We start from the raw sequence: 26,556 nt of genomic DNA, 5'->3' as shown, positions 1-26,556 counted from the left end.
GCCTCCAGTCTTCCACGGCGGTTCGCTTGTGAACGGCGTCATCGCCGATCCCGCGGGCGATGGAGCGTACGGCTTCGAGCTGCCGGCCCTGCGCGCGGTGCCACCGGTCGCCCCGCCTGCCGGATTCGCCGAGCGCTGGCGGGCCTGGGCGGCGGAGGCGATGCGGGTCGACCCCGACCCCCGCATGAGCCCCCTGGGGCGGGTCGCCGGCCGTGCCCTGTTCCTGGTCGAGCACACCGTCGCCGACGGCCTGCGCCTGCGCGGGTGGTTCGCCACGACCGTCGACGGGGTGCCGCCCCGCGTGGGTATCGTGCACGGCCACGGCTACGGCGGTCGAGAGGCGCCCGACGTCGACCGCGTCCCGGACGATGCGGCGGTGTTCTTCCCCGTCGCCCGGGGGCAAGGGGTGCTCAACGCCGGTCTCGGGGCGCCGACGCCCGCCGAGGGGCATGTGCTCCACGGCATCCACTCGATCCACGAGTACGTCCTCGGCAGGTGCGCCGTCGACCTCTGGCACGCCGGGTCGGCGCTGCGGGCGCTCGCCGGGTCCGTTCCCCTGTACTACGTGGGCGAGAGCTTCGGGGGCGGGATCGGCGCGCTGGCCCTGCCGTGGGACGACCGATTCGTCGGCGCGACGCTGATCGTGCCGAGCTTCGGTCAGTACGACCTGCGATTGCGCCTGCCGTGCGAGGGCAGCGGGGAGCGGGTGCGCGCCCACGTCGCCACCCACCCCGAGGCGCGCGAGGTGTTGCGCTTCTTCGACGCTTCGACGGCGGCGACCCACCTCCGGATACCGGTGCGTGTGGAGTGCGCGCTGCGCGACCGCCACGTTCCCCCGCCCGGCCAGTTCGCGGTCGCGAATGCGATCGACGAGGCGCCGGGCGCCGAGCTCGAGCTCGACGTGCAGCCCTACGGCCATCGCGAGTACGCCGGTCTCGACGAGGTCCGGACGCGGGCTTTCGCCGCCACGCGCGCTCACATCGACGGTGTGCTCTCGCGCCTCGTCGGAGAGAAGGAGAACTCGTGACCCAGTTCGATCTGCCCCTGGCCGAGCTCAAGGCGTTCTACCCGGAGCGCGAGGAGCCCGTCGACTTCGACCGGTTCTGGACCCATACGCTCGCCGAGGCGCGCGCGGGGGCATGGCCCGCGCGATTCACCCCGGTCGACGCGGCCGACAGCGGTGTGATCGGCGTCGAGGTCGACGACGTCGTCTTCGCGGGGTTCGCGGGACACGAGGTGCGGGCGTGGCTGCTGCGCCCGCGCGGGGCCTCCGGCCCCCTGCCGTGCGTCGTGCAGTACATCGGCTATAACTCTGGCCGCGGCTTCGCGCACCAGCACACGCTCCTGCCCTCCGCCGGCTTCGCGGTGATGGTCATGGACACGCGGGGCCAGACCAGCGGGTCGCTCCCCGGCGCGACCGCCGACCCCGTGGGCGGCGCTCCACACGTCGCCGGTCGCGTGACCGAGGGCCTCGACGACCCCGCCCGCTCCTACTACCGGCGCGTGTTCTGCGACGCGGTGCTCGCAATCGACGCCGTGCGGTCGCACCCGGCCACTGACGCGACGCGCGTGAGCGTGTGGGGCGGCAGCCAGGGTGGGGGCATCGCGCTCGCCGCGACGGCGCTGAGCGAGGGGCTGCGGTTCGCCGCGATCGACTTCCCGTTCCTGAGCGCGATGCGTCGGGCCGTCGCCATCACCGACGCCGCCCCGTACAGCGAGATCGTCACCTACCTGCAGACCCGGCGCGGCGAGGAAGAGGAGGTTTTCCGCACTCTCTCCTATTTCGACGGCGTGAACTTCGCCGCGAGGGCGAGCGTCCCCGCGCTGTTCTCGGTCGGGCTCCGGGATGCCGTGTGCCCGCCGTCGACCGTGTATGCGGCGTACAACCACTACGCGGGGGAGAAGAGCATCCGCGTCTACCCGTGGAACGGCCACGAGGGTGGCGGTCCGGCGCATCAGCTCGAGGTGCTGCGCGCGCTCGCTGTGCACGGCTGACGTGGCGCCCGGGGGCGCTGCTACGGCGTGGTGTAAACAGTGACGCTGGACGAGAGTCGGGTTCGAGACCAGCGGGCGTGACCGGCGCCGCCGCTCAGGACACCGTCGCCTCGACGGCCCGACGGAAAGAGCGCAACGCTGCTCCCCAATAGCGCCGCACGGGGAGGCCGCACGCGCGCAGAGCGGATCCGTGGTCGAGGGCCACGACGGTCGCCGCTCCGACGGCGACCACCCACCACAGGAGCAGGACGAGCGTCCGCACGGGCGTCGTGAGGGCGGCGAGCCCTCCTCGGAGCTGAGCAATCTGAAAAGCGAGGTGATGCTCTTCGTCCAGCGCGATGCGCGTGCCGATTCCGCGGATCACGGGGTCGGGCCCGGAACGCGCAAGGACGACGAAGTAGGGCATGGCGACGGCTTCGGCCGTCAGGAACAGGGCCAGCTCGGTGCGCAGCCCGAGCGCGCGCCGAAGTCGCGTGAAGATGAGGTCGGACCAATGATTGGTCAACGTGCCCGCTCCGAGGTGCTGGAGTCCGCGTCGGAACAGCGCCGAGTGTTTCTGCTCCTCCGCCACCAGGAGTCTCAGGGCCTCCCGTTGAGCGGTACCGCAGCCCTCTGCCTTGCGGAGCAGATGGAGCCCGTCGCCGCCCTCACCCAGCTCGAATCTTTGAAACGACCGCACGAGGATGGCCCGGACTCCGGTCGGTAGGCGGGCGGGAGCCTCCCAGTCGATCATCGCCTCGATCGCGTCGTGGCGTCGACGGTTCGAGGTGAAATGCGTCACCCACTTCTCGAACGCGACGTCGGACGCTGTCGTGTCTCGGTGGGCGGTCATGAGAGCAGTGTCGCAGGCGGCGCTCGAGAATCCTCCTCGACATGCACCCGGCTCCCGACGTCGAATCGGCGGCGAATATTGCACTTCAATGCAACATCTTTTGGTTGCCTTTCCGCAAAAGCCTCACTACTGTCGAACAGACCAGGACACCTCGACGACGAGTCCCCCCGACCACCCCCGGGCCGCCCTCCATCCCCCACCGGAGCGCCCCACCCCCACAGCTCCCACCCGCGGAGTCGCGCCGTCGCGCGTGCCCGGCAATCGACGTCCCTCAACGAAGAACGGACCCTCACGTGAACACTTCGGACACCCGACACACCGCCGACGTCGGCGCCTGGTTCATCGGCGCACGAGGCTCGCTCGCCACGACGGCGACCCTCGGCATCCACGCCCTCGCCGCGGAGGTCGCAACCCCCGTGGGGCTCACGACCGAGACCGACGCGGTGCGCGTCGACGAGTTCGCCGCGCTCGCCGATATCGTCGTCGGCGGCCACGACATCTCGACCACCCCGCTCGAGGAGCGGGCGCGCCAGCTCGCCGCGGGCGGCATGTTCCCCGCGGCCCTCGTCGACGCGGTCGCCGAACGCCTGCGCGAGACCGATCGGAACCTCCGCACCGTCCCCGCGATGACAGCGACCCAGCAGGAGGAGATCGACTTGCTGGCAGCCGACATCGTCGACTTCCGCGAGCGGCACGACCTGCGCGAGGTCGTCGTCATCGACGTCTCGTCCACCGAGCCCCTGCCGCCCTACCACCCGGGATTCGAAGACGACGAGCTGCTGCAGGCAGCCCTCACGACGCCGGGCGTGCGGGTGCTGCCGCCCAGCTCGCGCGCCGCCCTCGCCGCGATAGCCGCCGGAGCCGCGTACGCGGCCTTCACTCCCTCGGCATCCCTCAACCTTCCCGTCCTGCGCGACCGCGCCGAACGGGCGGGCATCGCGTACGCGGGTCAGGACGGCAAGACCGGAGAGACGCTGCTGCGCACCGTGCTGGCCCCGATGTTCACGGCTCGCGGGTTCCGCGTGCAGTCCTGGGCGGGCACGAACCTGCTCGGCGGAGGCGACGGGGCGACCCTGGCCGACCCCGAGGCGGTGCGCTCCAAGCTCGTGTCGAAGAACCGCGGTCTGCACGCCCTCGTCGGCGACGACGTCGTGACCCCCCTGCACATCGACAACGTGCCCGACCTCGGCGACGTCAAGACCGCTTGGGACCACGTCAGCGCAACAGGTTTCCTCGGCAGCCGCGTGACGCTGCAGACCACCTGGAGCGCGTACGACTCGGCTCTGGCGGCGCCCCTGGTCATCGACCTCGTCCGCGCCCTCTCGCTCGCGACCCGCGCCGGTCATGCCGGTGTCGTCACCGCCCTCGGCTGTTTCTTCAAGGACCCGTGGGGCAGCGACGTCCACGGTTTCGGCGAGCAGACCGCCCACTTCGTCTCGTGGGTGCACGAGACCGCCGCCGCCGTCGCGGCAGCTCGGGTCGCCGCACCGTGACCCGGGTCGCGGACTACCTCGACCTCGTCCGCGCCCCCGCCTCGCTCACCGTCCTCGGCGATGCCCTCGTCGGTGCGCTGAGCGCGCGCGGGCCGGGCGCGGACCGACCCCTGCGCGTCGGTGCCCTCGCGGTCTCGTCGGTCTGCCTGTACAGCGCCGGCATGGCGGTGAACGACTGGGCGGATGCCGACCTCGACGCGCGCGAACGCCCGGAACGCCCCATCCCCTCGGGGCGGATCAGCCGTGGCCGCGCCCTCGCGGTCGGCGTGTGCCTCACCGCCCTGGGGGTCGGCTCGGCGTTCGCCGCGGGTCGCGCCTCGGGCCTGGTCTCGGTCGCGTTGGCCGGCGCGCTGTGGGCGTACGACACCGTGTTCAAGCCCACCGCGGCAGGCCCCGTGGTCATGGCGGCGTGCCGGGGGCTCGACGTGATGATGGGCGCCGCGGGCCCGGGGTGGCGCTCGGCGGTGGTCCCCGCGGGCGCGGTCGCCGCGCACACCGTCGCCGTCACCGCGATCTCGCGGGGCGAGGTCGACGGGTCGACCGTGACCACCGGTCGCGCCGCCGCGGCCGCGAGCGTCGCCGTCGCGGCATCCGGTCTGCTCGGTGGGGGAAACCACCCCGCCACCGTGCTCGGGGGAGCGCGCTACCTCGCCGCGGTCCTCCCCGGGCAGTTGGCGGTCGCCCGCCGTCCCGGAGCCGGCGAGGCGCGAGACGCCACCCGCTCCGGCATCCGCGCGGTCGTCCCCCTGCAGTCGGCCCTCGCCGCCCGTGCGGGTTCGCCGCTGGCGACCGCCGCCCTGCTGGGCGTCGAGACTCTCGGCCGCTGGCTCGGCCGCCGCCGATCGAGGGGAGACATCACATGAGCTGGACCTGGGGTTACGGCACCAACGGCTTCACCGACCACCCGCTGCCCGCCGCCCTCGACGTGCTGCAGCACCACGGCTACGGGGCGGTCGCGCTGACCCTCGGCCACCCGCACCTCGACCCCTTCGCCGCCGATTGGCGTGCGCAGACCGAGGCGCTCGCCGCAGACCTGCGTCGCCGCGGCCTGCGCGTGGTGGTCGAGACGGGAGCCCGCTATCTGCTCGACCCGCTGCGCAAGCACCGCCCGACCCTCGTCGACCGCGAGGCCGGGCCGCGCATGCTGTTCCTGCGCCGTGCCGTCGAGATCGCCGCGATCCTGGGCGCCGACTGCGTGTCGCTCTGGAGCGGGGTCGTGCCCGACGACGTCTCGGTCGACCAGGCGCGCGTCCTGCTCGAGGAGCGTCTGCTCGAGCTCACCGGGTTCGCCGCCGACTCGGGCGTCGTCCTCGCCCTCGAGCCCGAGCCCGGCATGCTCGTCGAGACCGTGGCCGACGCCCTCGCGCTCCGCGCCCGCCTCGGCCACCCCGAGAACCTGGGCCTCACCGTCGACCTCGGCCACTGCGTGGTCGTCGAGCCCGAGGGAGTGGTCGGCGCCCTGCGCGCGGCGGGCGCCCTGCTGCGCAACGTGCAGGCCGACGACATGCGGTCCGCGGCGCACGAGCACCTGCCCTTCGGCGAGGGGGAGCTCGACCTGGATGCCGCCCTCTCGGCGCTGCGCGAGATCGACTACACCGGGGTGGTCGCGGTCGAGCTGCCGCGGCACGCGCACGCAGCGCCCGAGCTGGCCCGCGCGAGCATGGCCGCGCTGGTCGCGGCGGCGGAGCGCACGGCGTCCGCGGGACTCGCGGGGGGAGGAGAACCCGCAGGGGGAGAACCCCGCACCCCCGTGGCATCCTCCGTTCCCGGGTCGAGCGCCCCCGCGACACCGGTACCGCACCCCTGGACCACCCGCGCGGTCGAGCAGGTGCGGACGGATGCCACTCGTGCGCCGCGCCTGTTCGCCTCGGCGGGCCGCGAGGTGGGGCGCGATCCCCTCTCCGCCGAGCCCTTCGCGCCGAGCGCCGACGACGCCGCCCGCGCGGCCATCGTCGCGGCCCTGGCCGACAGCGGAGCCGACCCCGACGTGGTGCTCGCGCTGTACCGCCGCGGCGACGACGCCGAGCGCCGGGGCGTGCTGCGAGGGCTCGACGCGATCGAGGCGCCCCCGGCCCCCTGGCGCGAGGCCGGTCTCGAGCTGATCGCCGACGCCCTGCGCGCCAACGACACCCGGCTCGTCGCCGCCGCGCTCGGGACCTTCGCCGCGGAGCACCTCGACGACCACGCGTGGCGTCACGGCGTGCTGAAGTGCGTGTTCCTCGGCATCCCCCTCTCCGTCGTCTCGGGCCTCGGCGCCCGCGCCGACGACGAGCTCGCCGCGATGGCCGAGCGCTTCGCGGCCGAGCGCCGCGCCGCGGGCCGGCCCGTGCCCGACGACCTCTCTCTCCTCCGTGCTCGCGAAAGGGCCTGACATGCGCATCTTCGACCCCCACATCCACATGTCGGCGCGCACCACCGACGACTACGAGGCCATGTATCAGGCGGGCGTGCGCGCGCTCGTGGAGCCGGCGTTCTGGCTGGGCCAGCCGCGCACGAGCGTGGGGTCGTTCCTCGACTACTTCGACGCGCTGATCGGGTGGGAGAGGTTCCGCGCCGCGCAGTTCGGCATCCGCCACCACTGCACGATCGCGCTGAACCCGAAGGAGGCGAACGACGCACGCTGCCGCGAGGTGATGGCCGAGCTGCCGACCTACCTCGCCAAGGACGGGGTCGTGGCGGTGGGAGAGACCGGGTACGACTCGATGACCCCCGAGGAGGACGAGATCCTCCGCCAGCACCTCGCCCTCGGCATCGAGTTCGAGCTCCCCGTTCTCGTCCACACCCCGCACCGCGACAAGACCGTGGGCACGCAGCGCACGCTGGACGTGGTCGCCGAGTCCGGCATCCCGATGCAGCACGTGCTCGTCGATCACCTCAACGAGACCTGCGTCGATGCGGTGGCCGACAGCGGCGCCTGGATGGGTTTCTCGATCTATCCCGACACGAAGATGGACGAGCAACGCGTGGTCGCGATCATGCAGCGCATCGGCCTCGACCGCGTCATCGTCAACTCCGCGGCGGACTGGGGCCGCTCAGACCCGCTCAAGACCGCCAAGACGGGCCTGGCGATGCTCGACGCCGGTTTCAGCGACGACGACGTCGACCGGATCCTGTGGCGTAACCCCCGCGACTTCTACGCGCAGAGCGGCCGCGTGAACACCGATCCGATCGAGGGCTTCGCCCCCGCGAGCCAGGGCCCCGACCTGTTCGAGGGCAACTCAGTGCTGCGCGGCACCGCGTCGCGCCAGGGGGCGTGAGGGTGGAGCTGTCGTACTGCACCAACGTCCACCCCGCCGAAGACCTCGACGGCATCGTCCGCCAGCTCGACGAGCACGCGGGCCCGATCCGGCGGGCGGCGGGTCTCGACCGCCTCGGCGTCGGACTGTGGATGCCGGTGGGCGTGGCATCCGCCCTCTCCGGCGACCCGGGGGCCCGTGCGGTTCTCGCCGACGCCCTCGAGCGCAACGCTCTGGAGCTGCGGACGGTGAACGCCTTCCCGTATCGCGGGTTCCACGACGATGTCGTCAAGCTCGCGGTCTACCGCCCCGACTGGACCACGCGCGAGCGGCGGGACTACACCCTCGACTGCGCGCGCGCCCTCGCGGCCCTGCTCCCCGACGGCGCGGAGGGGAGCATCTCGACGCTCCCGCTGGGGTGGAGAGCGGGGTGGGATGCCGCGGCCGACCGCGCCGCCGACGAGAACCTCACCCGACTGGTCGAGGACCTCGCCGTCCTCGAGAGCGAGACGGGTCGGACGGTGCGGGTCGCGATCGAGCCCGAACCCGGCTGCATCCTCGACGACGTCGCCGACGTGGTGGCGTGGCTCGGCGCCCGCCCCCACCTCACGGACGGGGGGCGTCTCGGCCTGTGCCTCGACACCTGCCACCTCGCCGTCTCGTTCGCCGACCCCGCCGCAGCCGTCGCGGACGTCGCCGCCGCCGGCATCCGGATCGTCAAGGTGCAGGCCTCGGTCGCCCTCGAGGTGCCCGACCCCGCCGACCCGCGCACGATCGAGGCGTTGCGGCCCTTCGCCGAGGAGCGCTACGTGCACCAGGTGCGCGAGGCCGGGGGCACGCGACGGGCCGACGACCTGCCCGAGGTGCTCGATGCCGCCGAGCCGTGGCCGACCGACCGCCCCTGGCGTGTGCACGTGCACATCCCCCTGCACGCCCGGCCCGCAGAGCCGCTGCGCGCCACGACCGAGGTGCTGATCGCCGCGATCGACGCGGTCCTCGAGGCCCCCGGCGGCGGTGACGCTCACCTCGACGTCGAGACGTACACCTGGTCGGTGCTGCCCCGAGAACTGCAGCCCGAAACGCTCGTCAGCGGGATCGCGGCCGAACTGCGCTGGGCGCACACGCATCTTTCCCGCGCTCTCGCCGGGGTCCCGGCATCCGCGATCGACGAAAGGATCCGCGCGTGAACAAGGTTCTGCTGCTGGACATCGTGGGGCTGACCCCGCGCGCGCTCTCGGCGATGCCCCGGCTCTCCGCCCTGGGCCGCTCCGGCGGGCACCTGGGACTCGACACGATCCTCCCGGCCGTCACGTGCAGCGTGCAATCGACGATGCTCACCGGCACGATGCCCCGCGAGCACGGGATCGTGGGCAACGGCTGGTACTTCCGCGGTCTCGGCGACCCCCTGCTCTGGCGCCAGCACAACAGGCTCGTCGCGGGCGAGAAGGTGTGGGAGACCGCCCGCCGCTCGCGCCCCGAGCTGAGGACCGCGAACCTCGGCTGGTGGTTCGCGATGGGAGCGACGACCGACATCACCGTGACGCCGCGTCCGATCTACCACGCCGACGGGCGGAAGAGCCCCGACGCCTACGTGCGACCGGCCACCCTGCACGACCAGCTCGTCGGGGCGCTGGGGGAGTTCCCGCTGTTCCAGTACTGGGGTCCGACCGCGACCATCCAGAGCAGCGCGTGGCTGGCCGAAGCGACCCGGGGCGTGATCACCGAGCGGTGGGGGCCGGCGCCCGATCTGGCGATGGCGTACCTGCCGCACCTCGACTACGACCTGCAGCGCTTCGGACCGAACGGCCCCCAGGCCGACCACGCGGCCCGCGAGCTCGACGACGCGATCGCCCCGCTGCTCGACGACGCGGCCGACCGCGGCTACACCGTCGTGGCGGTCTCGGAGTACGGCATCGAGCCCGCCTCGCGCCCCGTCGACATCAACCGGGCCCTCCGCCGCGAGGGGCTGCTCGAGGTCTACGTGCAGGGCGGCCGCGAGCAGCTCGACCCCTGGACCTCGCGCGCCTTCGCCGTGGCGGATCACCAGGTGGCCCACGTCTACGTTCCGGATGCCGCCGACCTCCCTCGCGTCACGGCGCTGCTGCGCGGGCTCGAGGGCGTCGACGAGGTGCTCGACCGCGACGCGCAGGCGCGGTACGGCCTGGATCACGAGCGCTCCGGCGAACTGGTCGTGGTGGCCGAGCCCGGGGCCTGGTTCACCTACTACTTCTGGCTCGACGACGAGCGTGCGCCCGAGTACGCCCGGGGCGTCGACATCCACCGCAAGCCGGGCTACGACCCCGCCGAGCTGTTCTTCGACCCCGCCGACCGGCTCGCGAAGGCCAAAGCCGGGGCGAACCTGGTGAAGAAGAAACTGGGCCTGCGCTACGCCATGAGCACGGTGCCGCTCGACCCGTCGTGCGTGCGCGGGACGCACGGGCGACTATCGTCGTCGCGCCGCGACGGACCGATGCTGCTCACGAGCGACGCCGGCCTGCTGCCTGACGCCGAGTCGCTGCCCGCCGCGGGCGTGCGCGACCTCGTGCTGCGCGGGCTGGGCGTCTGAGGCGGGCGCTGCCTGTGGCGCGGGCGGTGCGCCGAGAACAGGGGATGCGCCGAGAACAGGACGTTCGGGGCGGATACGTCCTGTTCTGGTGGCATCCCCCTGTTCTGGTGACGCGCGACCCGGCCGCCCCCGCCCCCGACGAAGGTTACGGCCCGCACATGCGGAGGGGCCGGATGCCATGGCATCCGGCCCCTCGTTTCGCTTCCGACCGATCCCCCCGGATCAGCGCTGGCTGAACGCCGCGTCGAACGCCGCCCCCGACGGCTCGTACGACGACAGCTTCCGCACGAAGCCGAGCGCCTCGGGCGCTCCGACCAGGCGGTCCATGCCCGCGTCCTCCCACTCGACCGACAGCGGACCGTCGTAGCCGATCGCGTTCAGCATGCGGAACGCGTCTTCCCAGGGCACGTCGCCGTGGCCGGTCGAGATGAAGTCCCAGCCGCGGCGCGGGTCGGCCCACGGCAGGTGCGACGACAGTCGGCCGTTGCGGCCGTTGCCCAGTCGCTTCTTGGTGTCCTTGCAGTGCACGTGGAAGATCTTGTCCTGGAAGTCCCACAGGAACGCGACCGGGTCGATGTCCTGCCACACCATGTGCGAGGGGTCCCAGTTCAGCCCGAACGCCGCGCGGTGGCCGATGGCTTCGAGCGCGCGCTTCGTCGTCCAGTAGTCGTACGCGATCTCCGAGGGGTGCACCTCGTGGGCGAATCGGACGCCGACCTCGTCGAACACGTCGAGGATCGGGTTCCACCGGTCCGCGAAGTCCTGATAGCCGGCATCCACCATCGCTTCGGTGGCGGGCGGGAACATCGCGACGTACTTCCAGATGCTCGATCCGGTGAAGCCCGTGACCGTTTTCACCCCGAGCTTGGCGGCGAGGCGCGCGGTGTTCTTCAGCTCCTCGGCGGCGCGCTGGCGTACGCCCTCGGGGTCGCCGTCGCCCCACACGCGGTCCGAGACGATGTCGCGGTGTCGCTGGTCGATGGGATCGTCGCAGACCACCTGTCCTTTCAGGTGGTTCGAGATGGTCCAGACCTTCAGGCCGTTGCGCTCGAGGACGGCGAGCTTCTCCTGCACGTAGGCCTCGTCGTCCCAGCGCCAGGGGTCGAGGTGGTCTCCCCAGCAGGCGATCTCGAGGCCGTCGTAGCCCCATTCGCCGGCGAGACGGGCCACCTCCTCGAAGGGCAGATCGGCCCACTGGCCGGTGAAGAGAGTGATCGGTCGCGTCATCGCGTCGTCCTTTCGTCGGTGCGGGTGCGGGATCGGGTTCAGGATGCCGCGAAGGCGCGGTCTGCGGCAGGGGCGGCGGCGAGATCGGCGTCGACCCCGGTCCACACGCCCTCGCCCTCGGAGCTGCGCGCGACGGCGTCGAGCACCTCCTGCACGTGCAGGCCGTCCGCGAAGGACGGGGTGGGCGCGGTGCCCGCGGCGACCGCCTCGACGAAGTCCTTCGCCTGGTGCGAGAACCCGTGCTCGTAGCCGAGCATGTGACCGGTCGGCCACCACGCGGCGACGTAGGGGTGCTCGGGCTCGGTCACGAGGATCCGGCGGAAGCCCTGTTCGGCGGCGGGGGCCGTCGCGTCGTAGAACTGCAGTTCGTTGGGGCTCTCGAGGTCGAACGACAGCGAGCCGAGGGAGCCGGAGATCTCGATGCGCAGAGCGTTCTTGCGACCCAGGCGGAAGCGCGAGGCCTCGAACGAGGCGAGGGCGCCGCTCTCGAGACGGCCGGTGAACAGAGCGAGATCGTCGACGGTGACGGCTCCGCGCTCGGTGCCGGCGGAACCGGAGAGTCCGGACGCGGAAGCGAGGACGGGACGCTGGGCGACGATCGTCTCGAGGATGCCGGCGACGCGGACCACGCGCTGCCCGGTCATGAACTCGGTGAGGTCGACGGCGTGAGCTCCGATGTCGCCGAGGGCGCCGGAGCCGGCGCGGTCCTTCTGCAGGCGCCACGTGAGCGGGGCCTCGGCGTCGCTCAACCAGTCCTGCAGGTACTCGGCGCGCACCTGGCGGATGTCGCCGAGACGGCCGGCGGTGATGAGATCGCGGGCGAAGGTCGTGGCGGGCAGGCGTCGGTAGGTGAAGCCGACCATCGATCGGATGCCGCTGGCGGAGGCGGCCGCGGCGGCCTCGGCCATTCGGCGGGCTTCGTCGACGGTGTTGGCGAGGGGCTTCTCGCACAGCACGTGCTTGCCGGCGGCGAGGGCGGCGATGGCGATCTCGGCGTGCGAGTCGCCGGGGGTCACGATGTCGACGACGTCGATGTCGGAGCGGTGGATGACCTCGCGCCAATCGGTCGCACTCTCTCGCCATCCCCAGGTGTCGGCGGCCGTTTCCGTGCGGGCGTCGTCGCGCCCGACGAGCACGCTCATCTCGGGGGCGAGGGGGAGGTCGAAGAAACGAGGGGCGACGCGCCATCCCTGGGAATGCGCGGCGCCCATGAATCCCGCACCGATCATGGCGATGCGAAGGGGCTGGGTCACGATGACGTCTTTCTGTGGGGGGACGAGGGACGGGGCGCCCGCGACGAACGCGGGCGCCCCGGACCGGGTCAGGACTGGAACGAGAGGTCGATGAAGGACGCGACGTTGTCCTTCGTCACCACGGGGGCGTCCAGCACGATGCGGTTGGGAACGCTGGGGGTGATGAGGTCTCCCGCGGTCTTGCCCTGGGCGATCAGGCGTGCCAGCGCGATGCCGTCGGCGGCCTGCGTCGACGGGTAGATCACCGTCGCCTTGAGGACGCTGTCGTCGGCCTGGATGGACTCCATGGCGTTGCGGCTGCCCGCACCGCCGACCATGATGAACTCGTCGCGACCGGCCGCCGTGACGGCGGCGAGCACGCCGATGCCCTGGTCGTCGTCGTGGTTCCAAATGGCGTCGATCTTGGGGTTGGCCGACAGCAGCTGTGAGGTCGAGGCCTCGCCGCCCTGCACGGTGAAGTCCGCGGCGACGCGGGGGCCGACCTTCAGGCCGCAGTCCGACAGGGCGTCGGCGAAGCCCGCCGAGCGGTCCTGCGTGAGCGGCAGCGAGTCGATGCCCGCGATCTCGCCCACGATGGCGTTGCTGTTGCCCTCGAGCTGCGAGCAGATGTAGGTGCCGGCGCTGACGCCCATGCCGTAGTTGTCGCCGAGGATCGTCGAACGGGCGGCGAAGGGGCTCGAGAACTCGCGGTCGACGTTGATGACGGGGATGCCCGCGTTCATCGCCTTGATTGCGACCTCGGTCAGGGCGGCGCCGTCGCTGGGCAGCAGCACGATGGCATCCACGCCGTCGTTGATGAAGGTCTCGACGGCGGCGATCTGCGCGTTGACGTCGTTGGTGCCCTCGGCGACCTTCAGGTCGACGTCGGGGAAGCTCTCGGCGGCGGCGAGTGCGCCGGAGTTGATGGCGCCGAGCCAACCGTGGTCGGCGGCGGGGCCGGAGAAGCCGATGGTGACGGTGTCACCGGCGGCGGCGTTCTCCTCGGTCGTGGTGCCCTGGCCGACGATGTCCTCGTTGTCGCCGCCCGAACCGGTGCAACCGGCGAGCAGGCCGACCGAGGCGATGACGGCGATGCCGGTCAGGACGAGTCGCGAACGCGACTTCCACTGTGAGCGCATGTTTCCTCCTTGAAATGTGATGCAGCTGGGGTCATCGCGGCCCCGGGTCACTCCGGAAAGAGGGGTCCACTCTGACGCGGCTCACGCTAGCAGAAGTGTCGTCCCGGCGAGCATCTTTTGTTTTTTTATCCGCATAAGTACCGCTGGCGAGCCTTTGTGCCCGAAGAGTGCTCGCGTGCGCGCGGGAGACGGCCGCCCGCTTTCCCTCGGAACACGGGTCGCGCGACGACGAGGCGGCGTGTTATGTTCGCCGCGTGATCAAAGTTGACCATCAGTCGTCATTACTCACCGTCCGAGGCGTGACCAAGTCCTTCGCCGGCGTCCGCGCCCTGCGCGGTGTCGATCTCGACATCGTCGCCGGAGAGGTGCACTGCGTGCTGGGCCAGAACGGCGCGGGCAAGTCGACTCTCATCAAGACGCTCGCGGGCGTTCACCGCCCCGACGAGGGCGAGATCGTCTGGCTCGGCGAGAACGTCGAGATCGCCGATCCCGACGCGGCCATCGAGCTCGGGATCGCCACGATGTACCAGGAGCTCGACGTCGTCGACGGCCTGACGATCGCCGAGAACATCTTCCTCGGGCACGAGCTCGCGCGCGGCGGTTTCACCCAGCGCGCCGAGGCGGCCCGTCAGACGAAAGAGCTCCTTCGCCGACTCGGCCACGCCAACCTCTCGCCGAACACCGAGGTCGGCTCGCTCAGCGCCGCGAACAAGCAGATCGTGAGCATGGCGCGCGCCCTGTCGCACGACATCAAGCTGATCATCATGGACGAGCCCTCCGCCGTGCTCGACACCGAAGAGGTCAAGAACCTCTTCGCGGTCGTGCGGGAGCTCACCGCGGCGGGTATCGCCGTCGTCTACATCACGCACCGGCTCGAGGAGATCCGCGAGATCGGCGACCGCATCACCGTTCTGAAGGACGGCCGTACGACCGCGGTCGGCCTCTCCGCCGCCGACACCCCGAAGGCCGAACTCATCCGGCTCATGACCGGGCGCGAGGTCGCGAACGTCTTCCCGGAGCGGGTGCCCGTGGCATCCGATGCACCCGTCGTGCTCGACGTGCAGGGACTCGGACTCGACGGGGTCTTCTCCGACGTGTCGTTCTCGGTGCGCGCCGGCGAGGTCGTGGGGTTGGCGGGACTCGTCGGATCGGGCCGGTCGGAGATCCTCGAGACCGTGTACGGCGCCCGCCGCTCGAGCGCCGGCTCGGTTCGCGTGCGCGAGAAGGTGCTGCCGCGCGGGTCCGTCCGCGCCGCCGTCGGGGCGGGCATCGGGCTGTCTCCCGAGGAGCGCAAGAGCCAGGGGCTCGTGCTCGACGAGCCGATCTTCGTCAACATCGCCCTCGCCTCGATGAAACGCTTCGCCAAGGGCGGGTTCCTCGACGACCGCGCGGCGCGCAAGGTCGCGCGCGAGCAGATCGACGCCTTCGAGCTGCGCCCCGCCGATCCCGATCGACCCGCCCGCACCCTCTCGGGCGGCAACCAGCAGAAGATCCTGCTCGCCCGCTGGCTCGTGCACGGCACCGAGGTGCTGCTGCTCGACGAACCCACCCGCGGCGTCGACGTCGGCGCTCGCGCCGAGATCTACGCCCTCATCCGCGATCTCGCCGCCGCAGGCAACGCCGTCGTCGTCGTCTCGAGCGAGATCGAAGAGGTGCTCGGCCTCGCCGATGTCGTCCTCGTCGTCGCCGACGGTCGGATTCTGCGCACCCTCCCCTCCCACCAGATCGACGAGCACGGTGTGCTCGATCTCGTCATGAAAGGATCCGCCGCGTGAGCGAGCCGACCACCCCGACCCGTGCACGCACGGTCCCCACAGAGACCGGGGCCGTCGCGGCCCCGGCTCCCGCGCCGGCCTGGCGCCGCTTCCTCTCCGGTTCGGCCGGTCGAAACATCGGCCTCGTCGTCGCCCTGCTCGTGATCGTCGTCGTCGGCGCGATCACCGCCCCCGGTTCGTTCACGAGCGTCGACAACCTGCTCGTCATCCTCCGCCAGGCCTCGATCATCGGCGTGATCAGCATCGGCATGACCCTCGTGATCATCGCCGGCGGCATCGACCTGTCGGTCGGCTCGGTCATGGGCCTGGCCTCGGTCGTGGCCACCCTCGCCGCCGTGCAGGATCTCGCCGACAACCTGCACTGGAGCGTCATGGTCGTCATCGCTCTCGCGGTGGGCGTGGGCGCGGGCCTGATCAACGGCATCGTCATCGCCTACGGCAACGTCGTGGCCTTCATGGCCACCCTCGCCATGCTCGTGGGCGCCCGGGGCCTCGCCGAGATCCTCGCCGAGCGTCGCACGCTCGTCGTGCAGGACCGCGGCTTCATCACCTTCATGAACGCCGACATCCTCGGCGTCGACATCCTCATCTGGATCTTCGCGATCGTCGCGGCCCTGGGCTGGGTGCTGCTGAACCGCACCACGTTCGGTCGACGCACGGTCGCCGTCGGCGGCAACCGCGAGGCCGCGCGCCTCGCCGGCATCGACGTGCGCCGCCACACGATGTGGCTCTACGCCATCACGGGACTGTGCGCCGGCATCGCGGCCGTCATGATCCTCGGCCGCACCACGGCCGGCACGTCGACGCACGGTCAGCTCTACGAATTGGATGCCATCGCGGCGGTCGTCGTGGGCGGGACGCTGCTCGTCGGCGGCCGGGGCACGATCACCGGTACGGTGTTCGGCGTCCTCATCTTCGCGACGCTGTCCAACGTGTTCATCCAGAACAATCTCTCGTCTTCCGTCCAGGCGGTGGCGAAAGGTGTCATCATCGTGGTCGCGGTGCTCCTGCAGCAGCGCTTCTCCCGCCCGCCGGGGCGGGGCTGACGACCCCTTGTGCCGACGGCGGCTGCGTGATTCGCGTAGCCGCCGTCCGTAAGTGGATGGAATGCATTGCTACTAATGGTGTACTGAGGGCGTGAAGAGGATGACGACAGATTCGGTGCAGTCGGTCAACGGCGTGAGCCAGTTGTTCCAGCTGCTGCGAGACGGCGTACCGCGTACGCGTGCGGAACTGGCCAAGTCGACCGGGCTCGCCCGATCGACGGTCGCCGTCCGTGTCGACGAGCTCATGCGGATGGGCCTCATCACCCCGGTCGCCGACGCCGTGTCCACCGGCGGGCGTCCCCCGTCGCAGTTCGCCATCAACCCCGCCGCCAAGGTCGTCGTGGCCGTCGACCTCGGCGCGTCGCACGCCACGGTCGCGATCGCCGATCTCACCGGCAAGGTGCTCAGCGAGCGCACCGGCGAGATCGACATCGCCACCGGCCCCGAGCCCGTGCTGACCTGGCTCGTCGAGACCGCCATGGCGCTGCTGTCCGAATCCGGACGCTCGACCACCGACGTCGCCGCCATGGGCATCGGCGTCCCCGGGCCCGTCGAGCACTCCACCGGCCAGCCGGTGAATCCGCCGATCATGCCCGGGTGGGACCGCTTCGACATCCCCGGCTGGATCTACCAGCACATGCCCGTCCCGGTCCTCGTCGACAACGACGTCAACATCATGGCCCTGGGCGAGCGCAGCATCGCCTGGCCCGCCGTCGACCACTTCATGTTCGTGAAGGTGGCGACCGGCGTCGGCACCGGCATCATCTCCGACGGCCGCCTTCAGCGCGGCGCCCAGGGCATCGCCGGCGACATCGGCCACGTCCAGGTCGCGCGCGGCGCCGACATCCCGTGCCAGTGCGGCAACCGCGGGTGCCTCGAGGCCCTGGCATCCGGCCCCGCGATCGCCCGTGCGCTGCGCGCGCAGGGGATCGAGGCGCACACCGGCTCCGACGTGGTCGATCTCGTCAAGCGCGGCAACATCGACGCGATCCAGGCCGTGCGCCAGGCGGGTCGCGACATCGGCGAGGTGCTCACCACGTGCGTGAGCCTCATGAACCCCTCGGTCATCGCCATCGGCGGCTCCATGGCCCGCGTCGGCGAGCACCTCATCGCGGGAGTCCGCGAGGTCGTCTACACCCGCTCCACGCCCCTGGCCACCGAGTACCTGTCGATCGTGCAGTCGGTGGCCGCCGAGAAGGCCGCGGTGATCGGCGCGAGCATGCTCGCCGTCGAGCACGCCCTCGCCCCCGAGTCGCTGAACGCCGCGTTCCTGCGCGCCTGACCCGCCGCGGGCGGGGGGTCGCGGCCGGGCTCGGCGCGCGTACCCGACGGCGGAGTGTTTTTTCGACATGCCGGTTCGGGATGCCGGGTGCCCGGCGCGTCGTGATGGTTTCCGCCGTTGGGCTCACCGTGTTCGCCGGGGCCGGGGCGACCTGCGGTCTGGGCGCCTGTACCTAACGGCGGAGTGTTTGTTCGACATGTCGGTTCGGGATGCCGGGTGCCCGGCGCGCCGTGATGGTTTCCGCCGGTGGGCTCGGTGTGGCTTCCACGGTCGGCTGGGGGAGTCGGGTGACCCGCGAGCCGTCGGTCTCGGCGGTCGCCGGGGCCGGAGCGACCTGCGGGCCCGGCGCCTGCACCCAACGGCGGAGTGTGTGCTTGACATGCCGGTTCGGGATGCCGGGGGTCCGGTGCGTCGTGATGGTTTCCGCCGTTGGGCTCGCCGTGTTCGCCGGGGCCGGGGCGACCTGCGGTCTGGGCGCCTGTACCTAACGGCGGAGTGTTTGTTCGACATGCCGGTTCGAGATGCCGGGGGTCCGGTGCGTCGCGATGGTTTCCGCCGTTGGGCTCGCCGTGTTCGCCGGGGCCGGGGCGACCTGCGGTCCGGGCGCCTGTACCTAACGGCGGAGTGTTTGTTCGACATGCCGGTTCGGGATGCCGGGGGTCCGGCGTGTCGCGATGTTTTCCGCCGTTGGGCTCACCGTGTTCGCCGGAGGCGTCGGTCGGTCGCTCGCGGCGCGGAGTGTCCCTCTCCACGCCGCGAGCGGGTCTCAGGGCGAGCGGCGCGAGGCGCGAGTGATGGACGCGGGTGTGGTGGCATCCGGCGTACCAGGGTCGGCGCCCGCCCCGGCGGGCACGGGTTCTCGCCGGGCGTCCACACCCGTCCCGGCATCCGATCCACCCGACCCGGCATCCGATCCGCCCGACCCGGCGTCCACACCCGTCCCGGCATCCGATCCACCCGTCCCGGCATCCGCCCCCTCGGCATCCGCCCGCGCGGCGGCCACCGCGGCGGCGATCTCGCGCGCGTGAGCGGCCTTGCGTCGTCGCGCGGCGACGATGCGCCAGGCCACCAGCAGGGCGATCGCGGCGAGGATCGCGAGCGCGGTCCACGGCACGGCGGCGGTGGCGGCGGCAGCCTGCGACACGAGCGGGTCGAGGGTCGAGGGCTCGGCGCCGGCCAACGTCCGCGAGACCACCTGCGAGGTGGCCGTCACCTCGGCCGACAGCAGCACGAGGGGGACCACCCCGGCAACCTCGACGGTGCGCTGCAGCGAGCTGCCGGGGAGCAGTTCGGGGGCGTCGTCGGCCGCGGTCACGCCCGCCCAGCCGAAGGGCCCGCCCAGGGCGACCTCGACATCGGGGTCGAGCCGCGTATTGCCGGTGTTGGTGAGGGTGTAACTGACGGTCGCGGATCCCGTCTCGGCGGGGTTCGCGGTGCCGTGGTAGTCGACGAGGACGTCGCCCACGGCCAGCGCGGGTGCGAGGTCGCCCTGCACGCGCAGGTGCACGCGCGAGCCCAGGCGGCGTTCGGTGACGGTGCCGTTGTCGGCCGTCACGAGCATGGATGCCACGATGCCGGCCGCATAATCACCGGGGGCCGCGTCGGCCGGGACGACGACGGTGAAGGGGACCTCGGCGCTCGCGCCGCTGTCGAGCGTGAGCTCGGACGAGTCGATCGAGACCCAGCTGCCGAGGTCGGTGGACTCCACGCCTCCGGCGAGGATGTCGAGGGCTCCGTCTTCGGTGAGGAAGCCGTCGGCGGCGTAGACGCGCAGGGTGATCGGCTGGGAGCTGCGATTGGCGACGTACAGGGCATCGCCGACGGTGCCGCCCGGGAGGAGGTCGTAGGCGTAGTTGGGCCGGTCGCGCCCCTGAGCGGTGTCGGCGGGTTTGACGCTCCACGTCACCGTGGTCTCGGCGGAAGGAGCGGCGGCCGCGGTGGCGGCGACGGGGGTTCCCAGCAACAGCGCGAGGCCGGCGAGGAACGAGACGAGAGTACGGAGGGGACGGGGGGAGGTCTTCGCCTGGGACATGGGCGTGGCTTTCGTGTGGAGGGGTCCCGTCGGGGCCACGCTCTCGAGGAGCGCGACCCCGACGGGTGGGGATCAGCTGAGGGCGGTCAGCGTCACGGTCGCGGTGTAGGTGCCGCGGGGGGTCTCGAGCGGGAGCTTGAGATCCAGGTCGGCGCCCACGAGCGAGGAGCCGCGCTCGTGGCCGTCGTTCGCCTGCGCGAGGGTGCGCGCGACCGACAGGCCCTGGCCGCTGTCGAAGCCGGAGGGCACGGGAGCGCCGGCGACGGCGCCGCCCTGCGTCTCGAGGACCTCGGGCGTCCAGCCGAGGTACTTGCTCGACACCTCCTGGCCTCCGGCGGTGAAGTTCGACACCTGTGCGGTCAGCGACCACCCGGGGTTGCCGGCCCGGGTGTCCTGCACGCGGATCGGCACGATCTCACCGGATGCCGCGTAGTGGTCGAGGTTCTCGGTCGCAACTCCCAGGTCGACCAGGCGCGAGGTGCCCTCGATCGACCAGGTGAGCTCGCCCGAACCCTGGTCGGGGACGGTCACGGCGATCGACTGGTCGCCCGTGGGAGGAGCGGTCGGCGCCTCGCCCGTGTAGTCGCCCGTGGTCGAGCCGGCACGGACGCCCGCACCGAACGCGGCCGCCGGGGAGTTCCCGTCGAGAGCGAGAGCGCCGAACACCGTGGTGTTCGCCACGCGCAGGTTCGCGGTGTTCCCGGTGAGGGACAGGCCTCCGCCGATCGAGTTGGCGAACGCGTCGGAACCACCGTCGGCGGTGGCGCCGATGAGCACGTCGCGCGAGCTGCCGCTCACGGTGACGTCACCCTTGACGACGGCCCCGGTCATCGACACGCCCCAGCCCGCGCCGTCGACCGACACGTCGGCGCCCACCGAGGTGCGCACGATGTCGACGTAGGTGGCCTGCTGCGTGAGCAGCGAGCCCGAGATGGCGCTGTCGACGACCTCCACGTCGATGCCGCCGGCTTCCACCGAGCCCCCGACCTTCAGGTCGTTGACGTAGAGGAATCCCACGGTGGTGTCGGCGGAGTACGCGCTGATGTCGCCGGCCACGCTCGTGCCGTCGAGCGAGACGCCGTACGCGTCGGTGGCGACGACGTCTCCCGTGACGGTGACCGAGGTGGCATCCAGCCATCCGCCCGCCTCGACGACGATGTCGCCCTCGACGGTCGCGCCGCCGAGGATGCAGTCCGCGCCGCCGGGGACGATCAGGTTGCCCGAGACGCTCTGGCTGCCCAGGTCGTCGGTACAGGTGAGGTCGGCCGCGTACGCGGGCACGGCGACGACGCTGCCCCCGATGACGAGGAGGCCGACGGTGGTCAGTTTCGTGATTCTGTTCATCGGTTCTTCCTCGTCGCTCAGCCGCGCAGGGCTGCGATGTTGTCGTAGCTGCGGTCGGCGTTGGCGAGCGAGTCCCCGGGGTTGACCGGCACCGTGGAGGCGTTGTCCTGTTCGAACATGCCGAAGCGCTGGCCGCGGTCGCGCAGCTGCGACAGGAACGCCGTGTAATCGATGTTCCCGGCGCCGAACTCGACGATGTCGTAGCCGTTGGCGCTGCTCGGGTTGAGCTTGCCGTCCTTGAGATGCAGGATCGGGAAGCGGCGGGGGTCGCGCTTGATGTAGTCGATCGGCTCGAACCCGGGGTACAGGTGCTTTCCGACGTGCGCCCAGTAGACGTCCATCTCGAAGAACACCGTCTCGGGGTTGAGGTTGGCCCAGTACAGGTCGTAGATGCGCTCGTTCGTGTCGGTCGTGAAACCCCACTCCTGGGCGTGGTTGTGCAGGTAGAGCTTGATTCCCGCTGCGCGCCCCTTCTCGCCCATCTGGTTCCACGTGCCGATGGCCTGCATCCAGGCATCCTTGGCGAGGGGTCCGCCGTACCCGCCGGCGATGGGCCCGCCCTGACCCAGGTGCGGCATGCCCAGCACGTGCGCGATCTCGAGCTGCTGGTCGATGTTGGCCGGGGTGAGGTTGACGTGCGCGCCTGTCGCGCGCAGGCCGTTGTCGTCGAGCAGCTGGCGGATCTCCTGCGGGGTGATGGCGCCGACGCCTCCCTGCGTGTAGCCCGCGAACTCGATCTCCGAGTAGCCGATGCGAGCCAGCTCCTCGAACACCGCACGGAAGCCCAGCGAGCTGACCTTGTCTCGGACGGTGTAGAGCTGGATGCCGATGCGGTTGACGGGGACGAGACGCTTGCCGGCGCTGACCGGGGGAGCGGCCGCCGCGGCGCGGGCGCCGAAAGCGGTGGATGCCGAGGCGGCGGCGGGCATGGCGGCGGCGCCGATGCCGACGGCGACGGACGACGCCGCCAGGGCCTTGAGCAGGGTACGCCGGCTCATGGGTCGATCCGACACCGTGGGGTGCGCGTGGTCGTGGTGGTGACTCATGACTCTCCTTCGAGGTGGGTCCGCCCCGGGGTCGGGGACGACCGTGGGGGTGGTGGGGGCCGCGGTGCGCAACCCCCACCCGGGTGTTACTTCTTGACGGTCAGGTTCGCGCTGCCGCTGCTCTTCGCGATCCCGCTCGAACCGGTGTACGACGCCTGCACCTGGTAGGCGCCTTCCGCGCTCAGCTTGGGCAGGGTCACCTGGACGGTGCCGTCTGCGCCGAGCGTGCCGGTGAGGGCGGCGACGATCGCGTTGTTACGGCGGATGGTCACCGTGGCGTCGCCGGTCGGGACGATGCCCGTCGACGAAGCCACCTGGACCGTGGCGGTGGCCGCCACGGCGGGCTTGACCGGTGTCGGCGAGACGGCGACCGAGGTCGTCGACTTCGCCTGCGAGACCGTGAGACGACCGATGCCGGCCGAACCCTTGAAGGTCTCGTCGGCCCCGTAGGTGGCCCGCAGGGTGTGCGTGCCGACCGGGAGATCCGCCGGGAGGGCGACGACGGCGTTGCCGTCCGCGTCCAGCGTCGCGCGACCGAGTTCGGTCTCGCCGACGGTGAGCACGACCTCGCCCGTGGGGGCGCCGCCCTCTCCGCGCACCGACACCGTCACGTCGCCGGGGGCGCCGTAGGTGACGCGCGGGGAGCCGAGCGAGACGAGCGTGCGGGTGTCGACGGTCGGCTCGTTGGGAGCGTCGAGGTCGATCGTGAACGACACGGAACCGAGCTCCGAGACGTTGCCGCCGGTGTCGGTGGCCCGGTAGCGGATGTCGTAGACACCGTCCTGATCGAACGTCACCCCGTACTGCTGGTTCGCCGCGAGGTTCACCCAGGTCGCGCCGTTGTCGCGCGAGTACTGGACGCTCGCGAGCGTGCCGTTGTCCGCGGCCTGGACCGCGAAGCGGACCGGCTCGTTGAACACGCCGCCGACACCCGTCGGGCTGGCGGGGGACAGCGTGTGCGCGACCGTCGGCGGCGTGACGTCGCCGACCCCGTCGCCCACCATGGTCAGCGCGTCGACGGCGAGCTCGTCGGCCGAGGTGACGTAGAGCGCTCCGGAGCCCTCGGGGGCGTCGAAGGCGACCTCGACGTCCTGCCAGCCGCTGCCCGCGGGGATGGTCGCGGTCGCGAAGGGCTCGGCGTCGACCGCTCCCCAACGAAGCTGGACCTCTCCCGCACCGCTGGCGCGGACCACGGCACCGTCGATCCCGGCGAAGTTCACCGGGTCGTAGGCGAGGTAGTCGCCCGCTCCCAGGCCGCGGACGGCGTTGCCGCCCGAGGCGTCGGCGTCGGCGTACGTGGCGACGCCCTCGCGACGGATCGCGTGCTCGGCCTGCTGCAGCTTCGGGTTGAGGCGAACGGTCGCCTCACCCGTGGCGGGCGGCAGCCCGTTGGCGCCCGCGTCGGTGTAGGTGACCACGACCGCGCCGTACAGCAGGGCACCGGGGCCGTGCTCGGGCGAGTTCGGGTCGGTGCGGAACACGCCCGTGCATCCGGTCCCCGAGACCTCGGGGTGGGCGTGCTCGTCGTGGCCGAGACCGTAGGTCCACGTCACGCGGGAGCATTCCGTGGCGTCGCCGTCCTCGGCATCCGTCGTCGTGACCTGGAAGGGGATCGCCTGACCCCAGTCGAAGAACGCACCGTTGCCGGGGAAGGCCACGGTCACCTCGGGCGCCTGATTGCCCACCGAGATGGTGCGCGAGGTCAGGCCGAAGCGTCCGCCCGGGTCGGACACGCGCAGGCGGGCGCTGTAGTTGCCCAGTTCCGTGTACGTGTACGACGCGGTCGCGCCGGTGGCGTCGTAGGTGCCGTCGCCGTCGAAGTCCCACTCGTAGGTGAGGGTGTCCGCGTCGGGGTCGGTCGAGGTCGACGCGTCGAACTCGACGGTCAGGGGAGCCTGCGACGACGAGGTGGGCGTGGCGGTGAAACGCGCCTGGGGCGACTTGTTCCCGGCGACGTAGTCGATGCGGTAGAGACCGGCATCGGGGTTCGCGCGGAAGAAGCCGTCACCGTAGTCCAGCACGTACATCGAGCCGTCGGGCCCGATCTCCATGTCCATGGGGTTGTCGTGCGGCGGCTGGCCGAGGGTGCTCAGCGCGGCGTTGGGCAGGAAGTCCTCGATCGCGCTGACGTCGAAGGTGTCCCAGTCCAGCGTGAAGGCGGCGATGTAGTCCTGCGAGAACTCGCCCATGAAGGCCTTGCGGTCCCAGTGCTGGGGGAGCTTCGTGGGCGAGGGGTTCGTCTCGTCGTAGTGGTAGACGGGTCCGCCCATCGGGCCCTGGCCGCTGCCCGCGCCGAAGTTCACCAGTTCGTCCCACGGCTGGTCGCCGGGGTTGTCGCCGTACCAGAGGGTCGCGGGCTGCGCGGGAGGAAGGTCGGTGAGACCGGTGTTCCAGCGCGACTCGTTCTTGAGGTTGGCGGGGTCGAAGAACGCCCCCGGCGTCGCCGTGGCGAAGTCCCAGTCGTTGTACGCCTGGTTGTCGGCGTGCACGTACGGCCAGCCGGCGTTCTGCGGCTCGTCGAGGCTGATGGCGTTCCACTCCACCAGGCCCATGGGGCCGCGGCCCGCGGTCTGGGCGACGGCCTTCGTGGCGTCGGGGCCGTAGTCGCCCCACGACAGCGAGTTGGTCTCGACGTCGACCTCGATGCGGAAGGGGTTGCGCACGCCCATCACGAAGATCTCGGGGCGGGTGAGTTCGGTCCCGGGAGCGAAGAGGTTGCCCTCGGGGATCGTGTACGAGCCGTCGTCCTCGACGTGGATGCGCAGGATCTTGCCGCGCAGGTCGTTGGTGTTACCGGCACCGCGGCGAGAGTCGAAACCGGGGTTGTAGCCGGGGGCGTCGTTGTTGGGCGCGAAGCCGTTGGCGCCCGGGGTGGATGCCGGGGTGTTGTCGCCCGTGCTCAGGTAGAGGTTGCCGTCGCCGTCGAACCCGATGTCGGCGCCGACGTGACAGCACTGGCCGCGCTGGACCTCGACGTCGAGGACGACCTGCTCGCTCGCGAGGTCGAGGGCCTCTCCGTTCCACTGGAAGCGGGCGAGCCGGTTCACGCCGACCCACTGGTCCCAGTACGACTCGTCGGCTCCGGCGGGGAGGGTGTTGGGGGAGTTGCCCGCCGGGGTGTCGGCGACGCCGTCGCCGTCGGCGTCGCGCGGGGAGTAGACGAGATAGACCCAGTTGTTCTCGGCGAAGTTCGGGTCGAGGGCCACCGTCTGCAGACCGTCTTCGGAGTTGGCGTAGACGTCGAGCGTGTTGGTGACGCGTGTGACGCCCGTCGCGGGATCGGTCAGGCGCACGTCTCCGTTGCGAGCGGTGTGCAGCACGCGCTTGTCGGGGAGGACCGCGAGGTCGATGGGCTCGCCCACGTCTTTCGTGAGCAGCACGCGCTCGTAGTTGCTCCAGTCCAAAGCGCCGCCGTCTTCGCCGGTGTCGCCGGGGTCGGGGGTGCCGGGGTCGGTGGGATCGCCGTGATCGCCCCCGGGGTCAGTCGTGCCGTGGTCGTGCCCGTCGTGCGCGAAGGCCGGGACGGGTGCTGCGGCGATGGCGCCCAGGCCCAGTGCGGTGGCCGCGAGGACCGCCGTCAACCGGGACCGGACGACCGGATGCCGAGAAGTAGAGTTCATCGTGAAACAGCTCCTGTGAATGCGTTCGAGTTGTTTTCACCGGGTCGCCACACAGTCGGTCTCAACGACTGATCGTGGCGGCCCGGGCTCTTCCTGCGGTGGCGGTCGGCCACGCGCCGTGTCTGCTCCTTACTCTTCGTCGAGTGGGAGGGGTCGCCGATCACCGCCTCTCGGGCGGTTCGTGGGGCGAGCCTCGGGGGGATGAGGTGTCCGGTTGTGAGGGACGTCGCTCGTCGTCATCTTGACGGATGTTTTTCCATAGGTCAATCAAAAGTTGCGTAATGTGCACACAACAAAAGTGCGCTTGACGCGAGCCTTGTGGTTTGCTTTCGTCGCGGGCTACCATCGCCGCACGGTGCGTCTCGCGCCGCCCCCACTCGTCGGCGAAGAGGCCGGCACGGCCGAGGAGGCCCCATGCTTCATGGACTGACCGGATGGCACCTGCTGATCGTCCTCGCGGTGATCGTCCTGTTGTTCGGCGCTGCCAAGCTGCCGGCGCTGGCGCAGAGCGTCGGCAGGTCGGCCCGCCTGTTCAAGGGCGAGTTGAAGGCGATGAAGGACGACGACGCGGTACCGCTCGACCACGCGGTCGCGCCGGCGCACCCCGAGCCCCGGTCCACGGCGGTCGTCGCGGATCCGCCGCCGACGCGCTGAGCACCTCGCGACAAGGGGATCCACCCGCCACGCTGCG

At 71.4% G+C, this 26,556-nt stretch carries 20 protein-coding genes; 12 read left to right on the top strand and 8 right to left on the bottom strand.

From position 1 onward, the window contains the following. The first annotated feature begins 28 nt into the window (after nucleotides 1-28). Both OVA17_RS04010 and OVA17_RS04005 read left to right on the top strand, forming a co-directional pair. Nucleotides 29-1,027: an acetylxylan esterase gene (locus OVA17_RS04010; protein WP_267788336.1), complete on the top strand. Its 999-nt coding sequence runs from the start codon at nucleotides 29-31 to the stop codon at nucleotides 1,025-1,027. Next, nucleotides 1,024-1,995: an acetylxylan esterase gene (locus OVA17_RS04005; protein WP_267788334.1), complete on the top strand. Its 972-nt coding sequence runs from the start codon at nucleotides 1,024-1,026 to the stop codon at nucleotides 1,993-1,995. Before OVA17_RS04010 ends, OVA17_RS04005 begins: the two co-directional genes overlap by 4 nt. Nucleotides 1,996-2,089: 94 nt before the next feature. Here the strand turns inward: OVA17_RS04005 and OVA17_RS04000 are convergent, their stop codons facing one another. Next, nucleotides 2,090-2,827: a ferritin-like domain-containing protein gene (locus OVA17_RS04000; protein ID WP_267788332.1), complete on the bottom strand. Its 738-nt coding sequence runs from the start codon at nucleotides 2,825-2,827 to the stop codon at nucleotides 2,090-2,092. Nucleotides 2,828-3,120: 293 nt separating this feature from the next. Between OVA17_RS04000 and OVA17_RS03995 the strand changes: the two genes are divergently transcribed. From OVA17_RS03995 to OVA17_RS03970, 6 genes are read left to right on the top strand one after another with little or no spacing between them, the layout of a single operon-like run. Continuing rightward, entirely contained in the window at nucleotides 3,121-4,320 is a 1,200-nt protein-coding gene (locus OVA17_RS03995) for an inositol-3-phosphate synthase (RefSeq protein ID WP_267788331.1), read from the top strand. Further along, nucleotides 4,317-5,183 (top strand): SCO3242 family prenyltransferase, encoded by an 867-nt coding sequence (locus OVA17_RS03990; RefSeq protein ID WP_267788329.1) that lies wholly within the window; start codon nucleotides 4,317-4,319, stop codon nucleotides 5,181-5,183. The genes OVA17_RS03995 and OVA17_RS03990 overlap by 4 nt, the downstream gene beginning before the upstream one ends. Then, nucleotides 5,180-6,691, top strand: a complete 1,512-nt coding sequence (locus tag OVA17_RS03985; protein WP_267788327.1) for an EboA domain-containing protein — start codon at nucleotides 5,180-5,182, stop codon at nucleotides 6,689-6,691. The genes OVA17_RS03990 and OVA17_RS03985 overlap by 4 nt, the downstream gene beginning before the upstream one ends. Before the next feature lies 1 nt (nucleotide 6,692). Continuing rightward, a complete protein-coding gene (locus OVA17_RS03980) occupies nucleotides 6,693-7,577 on the top strand; it encodes a TatD family hydrolase (RefSeq protein WP_267788325.1) in 885 nt (294 codons plus the stop codon). Beyond that, nucleotides 7,574-8,743, top strand: a complete 1,170-nt coding sequence (eboE, locus tag OVA17_RS03975; protein WP_267788323.1) for a metabolite traffic protein EboE — start codon at nucleotides 7,574-7,576, stop codon at nucleotides 8,741-8,743. Before OVA17_RS03980 ends, eboE begins: the two co-directional genes overlap by 4 nt. Continuing rightward, a complete protein-coding gene (locus OVA17_RS03970) occupies nucleotides 8,740-10,122 on the top strand; it encodes a nucleotide pyrophosphatase/phosphodiesterase family protein (RefSeq protein WP_267788322.1) in 1,383 nt (460 codons plus the stop codon). The genes eboE and OVA17_RS03970 overlap by 4 nt, the downstream gene beginning before the upstream one ends. A 222-nt stretch (nucleotides 10,123-10,344) precedes the next feature. Here the strand turns inward: OVA17_RS03970 and OVA17_RS03965 are convergent, their stop codons facing one another. From OVA17_RS03965 to OVA17_RS03955, 3 genes are all read right to left on the bottom strand, one after another. Continuing rightward, nucleotides 10,345-11,349: a sugar phosphate isomerase/epimerase family protein gene (locus OVA17_RS03965; RefSeq protein WP_103208346.1), complete on the bottom strand. Its 1,005-nt coding sequence runs from the start codon at nucleotides 11,347-11,349 to the stop codon at nucleotides 10,345-10,347. Nucleotides 11,350-11,387: 38 nt separating this feature from the next. Next, nucleotides 11,388-12,578: a Gfo/Idh/MocA family protein gene (locus OVA17_RS03960; protein WP_267789354.1), complete on the bottom strand. Its 1,191-nt coding sequence runs from the start codon at nucleotides 12,576-12,578 to the stop codon at nucleotides 11,388-11,390. A gap of 92 nt (nucleotides 12,579-12,670) precedes the next feature. After that, a complete protein-coding gene (locus OVA17_RS03955; RefSeq protein ID WP_210076134.1) occupies nucleotides 12,671-13,720 on the bottom strand; it encodes a substrate-binding domain-containing protein in 1,050 nt (349 codons plus the stop codon). Between the two features lie 299 nt (nucleotides 13,721-14,019). On the opposite strand from OVA17_RS03955, the gene OVA17_RS03950 reads away from it, so the two are divergent. The 3 genes from OVA17_RS03950 (at nucleotide 14,020) to OVA17_RS03940 (ending at nucleotide 17,823) form a co-directional block, all read left to right on the top strand. After that, on the top strand, nucleotides 14,020-15,495 hold the full coding sequence (locus tag OVA17_RS03950) for a sugar ABC transporter ATP-binding protein (protein WP_210076136.1): 1,476 nt from the start codon (nucleotides 14,020-14,022) through the stop codon (nucleotides 15,493-15,495). Next, nucleotides 15,492-16,541 carry an ABC transporter permease gene (locus OVA17_RS03945; RefSeq protein WP_267788320.1) on the top strand — a complete coding sequence of 350 codons (1,050 nt, stop codon included), beginning with the start codon at nucleotides 15,492-15,494 and terminating at the stop codon, nucleotides 16,539-16,541. The genes OVA17_RS03950 and OVA17_RS03945 overlap by 4 nt, the downstream gene beginning before the upstream one ends. Nucleotides 16,542-16,641: 100 nt before the next feature. After that, nucleotides 16,642-17,823 carry an ROK family transcriptional regulator gene (locus tag OVA17_RS03940; RefSeq protein ID WP_267788318.1) on the top strand — a complete coding sequence of 394 codons (1,182 nt, stop codon included), beginning with the start codon at nucleotides 16,642-16,644 and terminating at the stop codon, nucleotides 17,821-17,823. A gap of 766 nt (nucleotides 17,824-18,589) precedes the next feature. Here OVA17_RS03940 and OVA17_RS03935 read toward each other — a convergent pair. The 4 genes from OVA17_RS03935 to OVA17_RS03920 form a co-directional block, all read right to left on the bottom strand. Then, nucleotides 18,590-19,855 (bottom strand): DUF916 domain-containing protein, encoded by a 1,266-nt coding sequence (locus tag OVA17_RS03935; RefSeq protein WP_267788316.1) that lies wholly within the window; start codon nucleotides 19,853-19,855, stop codon nucleotides 18,590-18,592. Between the two features lie 72 nt (nucleotides 19,856-19,927). Then, nucleotides 19,928-21,199 (bottom strand): hypothetical protein, encoded by a 1,272-nt coding sequence (locus OVA17_RS03930; protein WP_267788315.1) that lies wholly within the window; start codon nucleotides 21,197-21,199, stop codon nucleotides 19,928-19,930. A gap of 17 nt (nucleotides 21,200-21,216) precedes the next feature. After that, the gene (locus OVA17_RS03925) at nucleotides 21,217-22,197 is read right to left on the bottom strand and encodes a sugar phosphate isomerase/epimerase family protein (protein WP_267788313.1); all 981 of its coding nucleotides are present in this window, start codon (nucleotides 22,195-22,197) and stop codon (nucleotides 21,217-21,219) included. A gap of 134 nt (nucleotides 22,198-22,331) precedes the next feature. Next, entirely contained in the window at nucleotides 22,332-25,865 is a 3,534-nt protein-coding gene (locus OVA17_RS03920; RefSeq protein WP_267788312.1) for a PQQ-dependent sugar dehydrogenase, read from the bottom strand. A gap of 414 nt (nucleotides 25,866-26,279) precedes the next feature. On the opposite strand from OVA17_RS03920, the gene OVA17_RS03915 reads away from it, so the two are divergent. After that, nucleotides 26,280-26,519: a Sec-independent protein translocase subunit TatA gene (locus OVA17_RS03915; RefSeq protein WP_267788311.1), complete on the top strand. Its 240-nt coding sequence runs from the start codon at nucleotides 26,280-26,282 to the stop codon at nucleotides 26,517-26,519. The last annotated feature ends 37 nt before the right edge of the window (nucleotides 26,520-26,556 follow it).

It is taken from the genome of Microbacterium sp. SL75 (genome assembly GCF_026625865.1).
In the GTDB taxonomy this organism is placed as follows: domain Bacteria; phylum Actinomycetota; class Actinomycetes; order Actinomycetales; family Microbacteriaceae; genus Microbacterium.
Note: the sequence above shows the minus strand (reverse complement) of the source record. Positions and strands in the feature narration are given on the sequence as shown.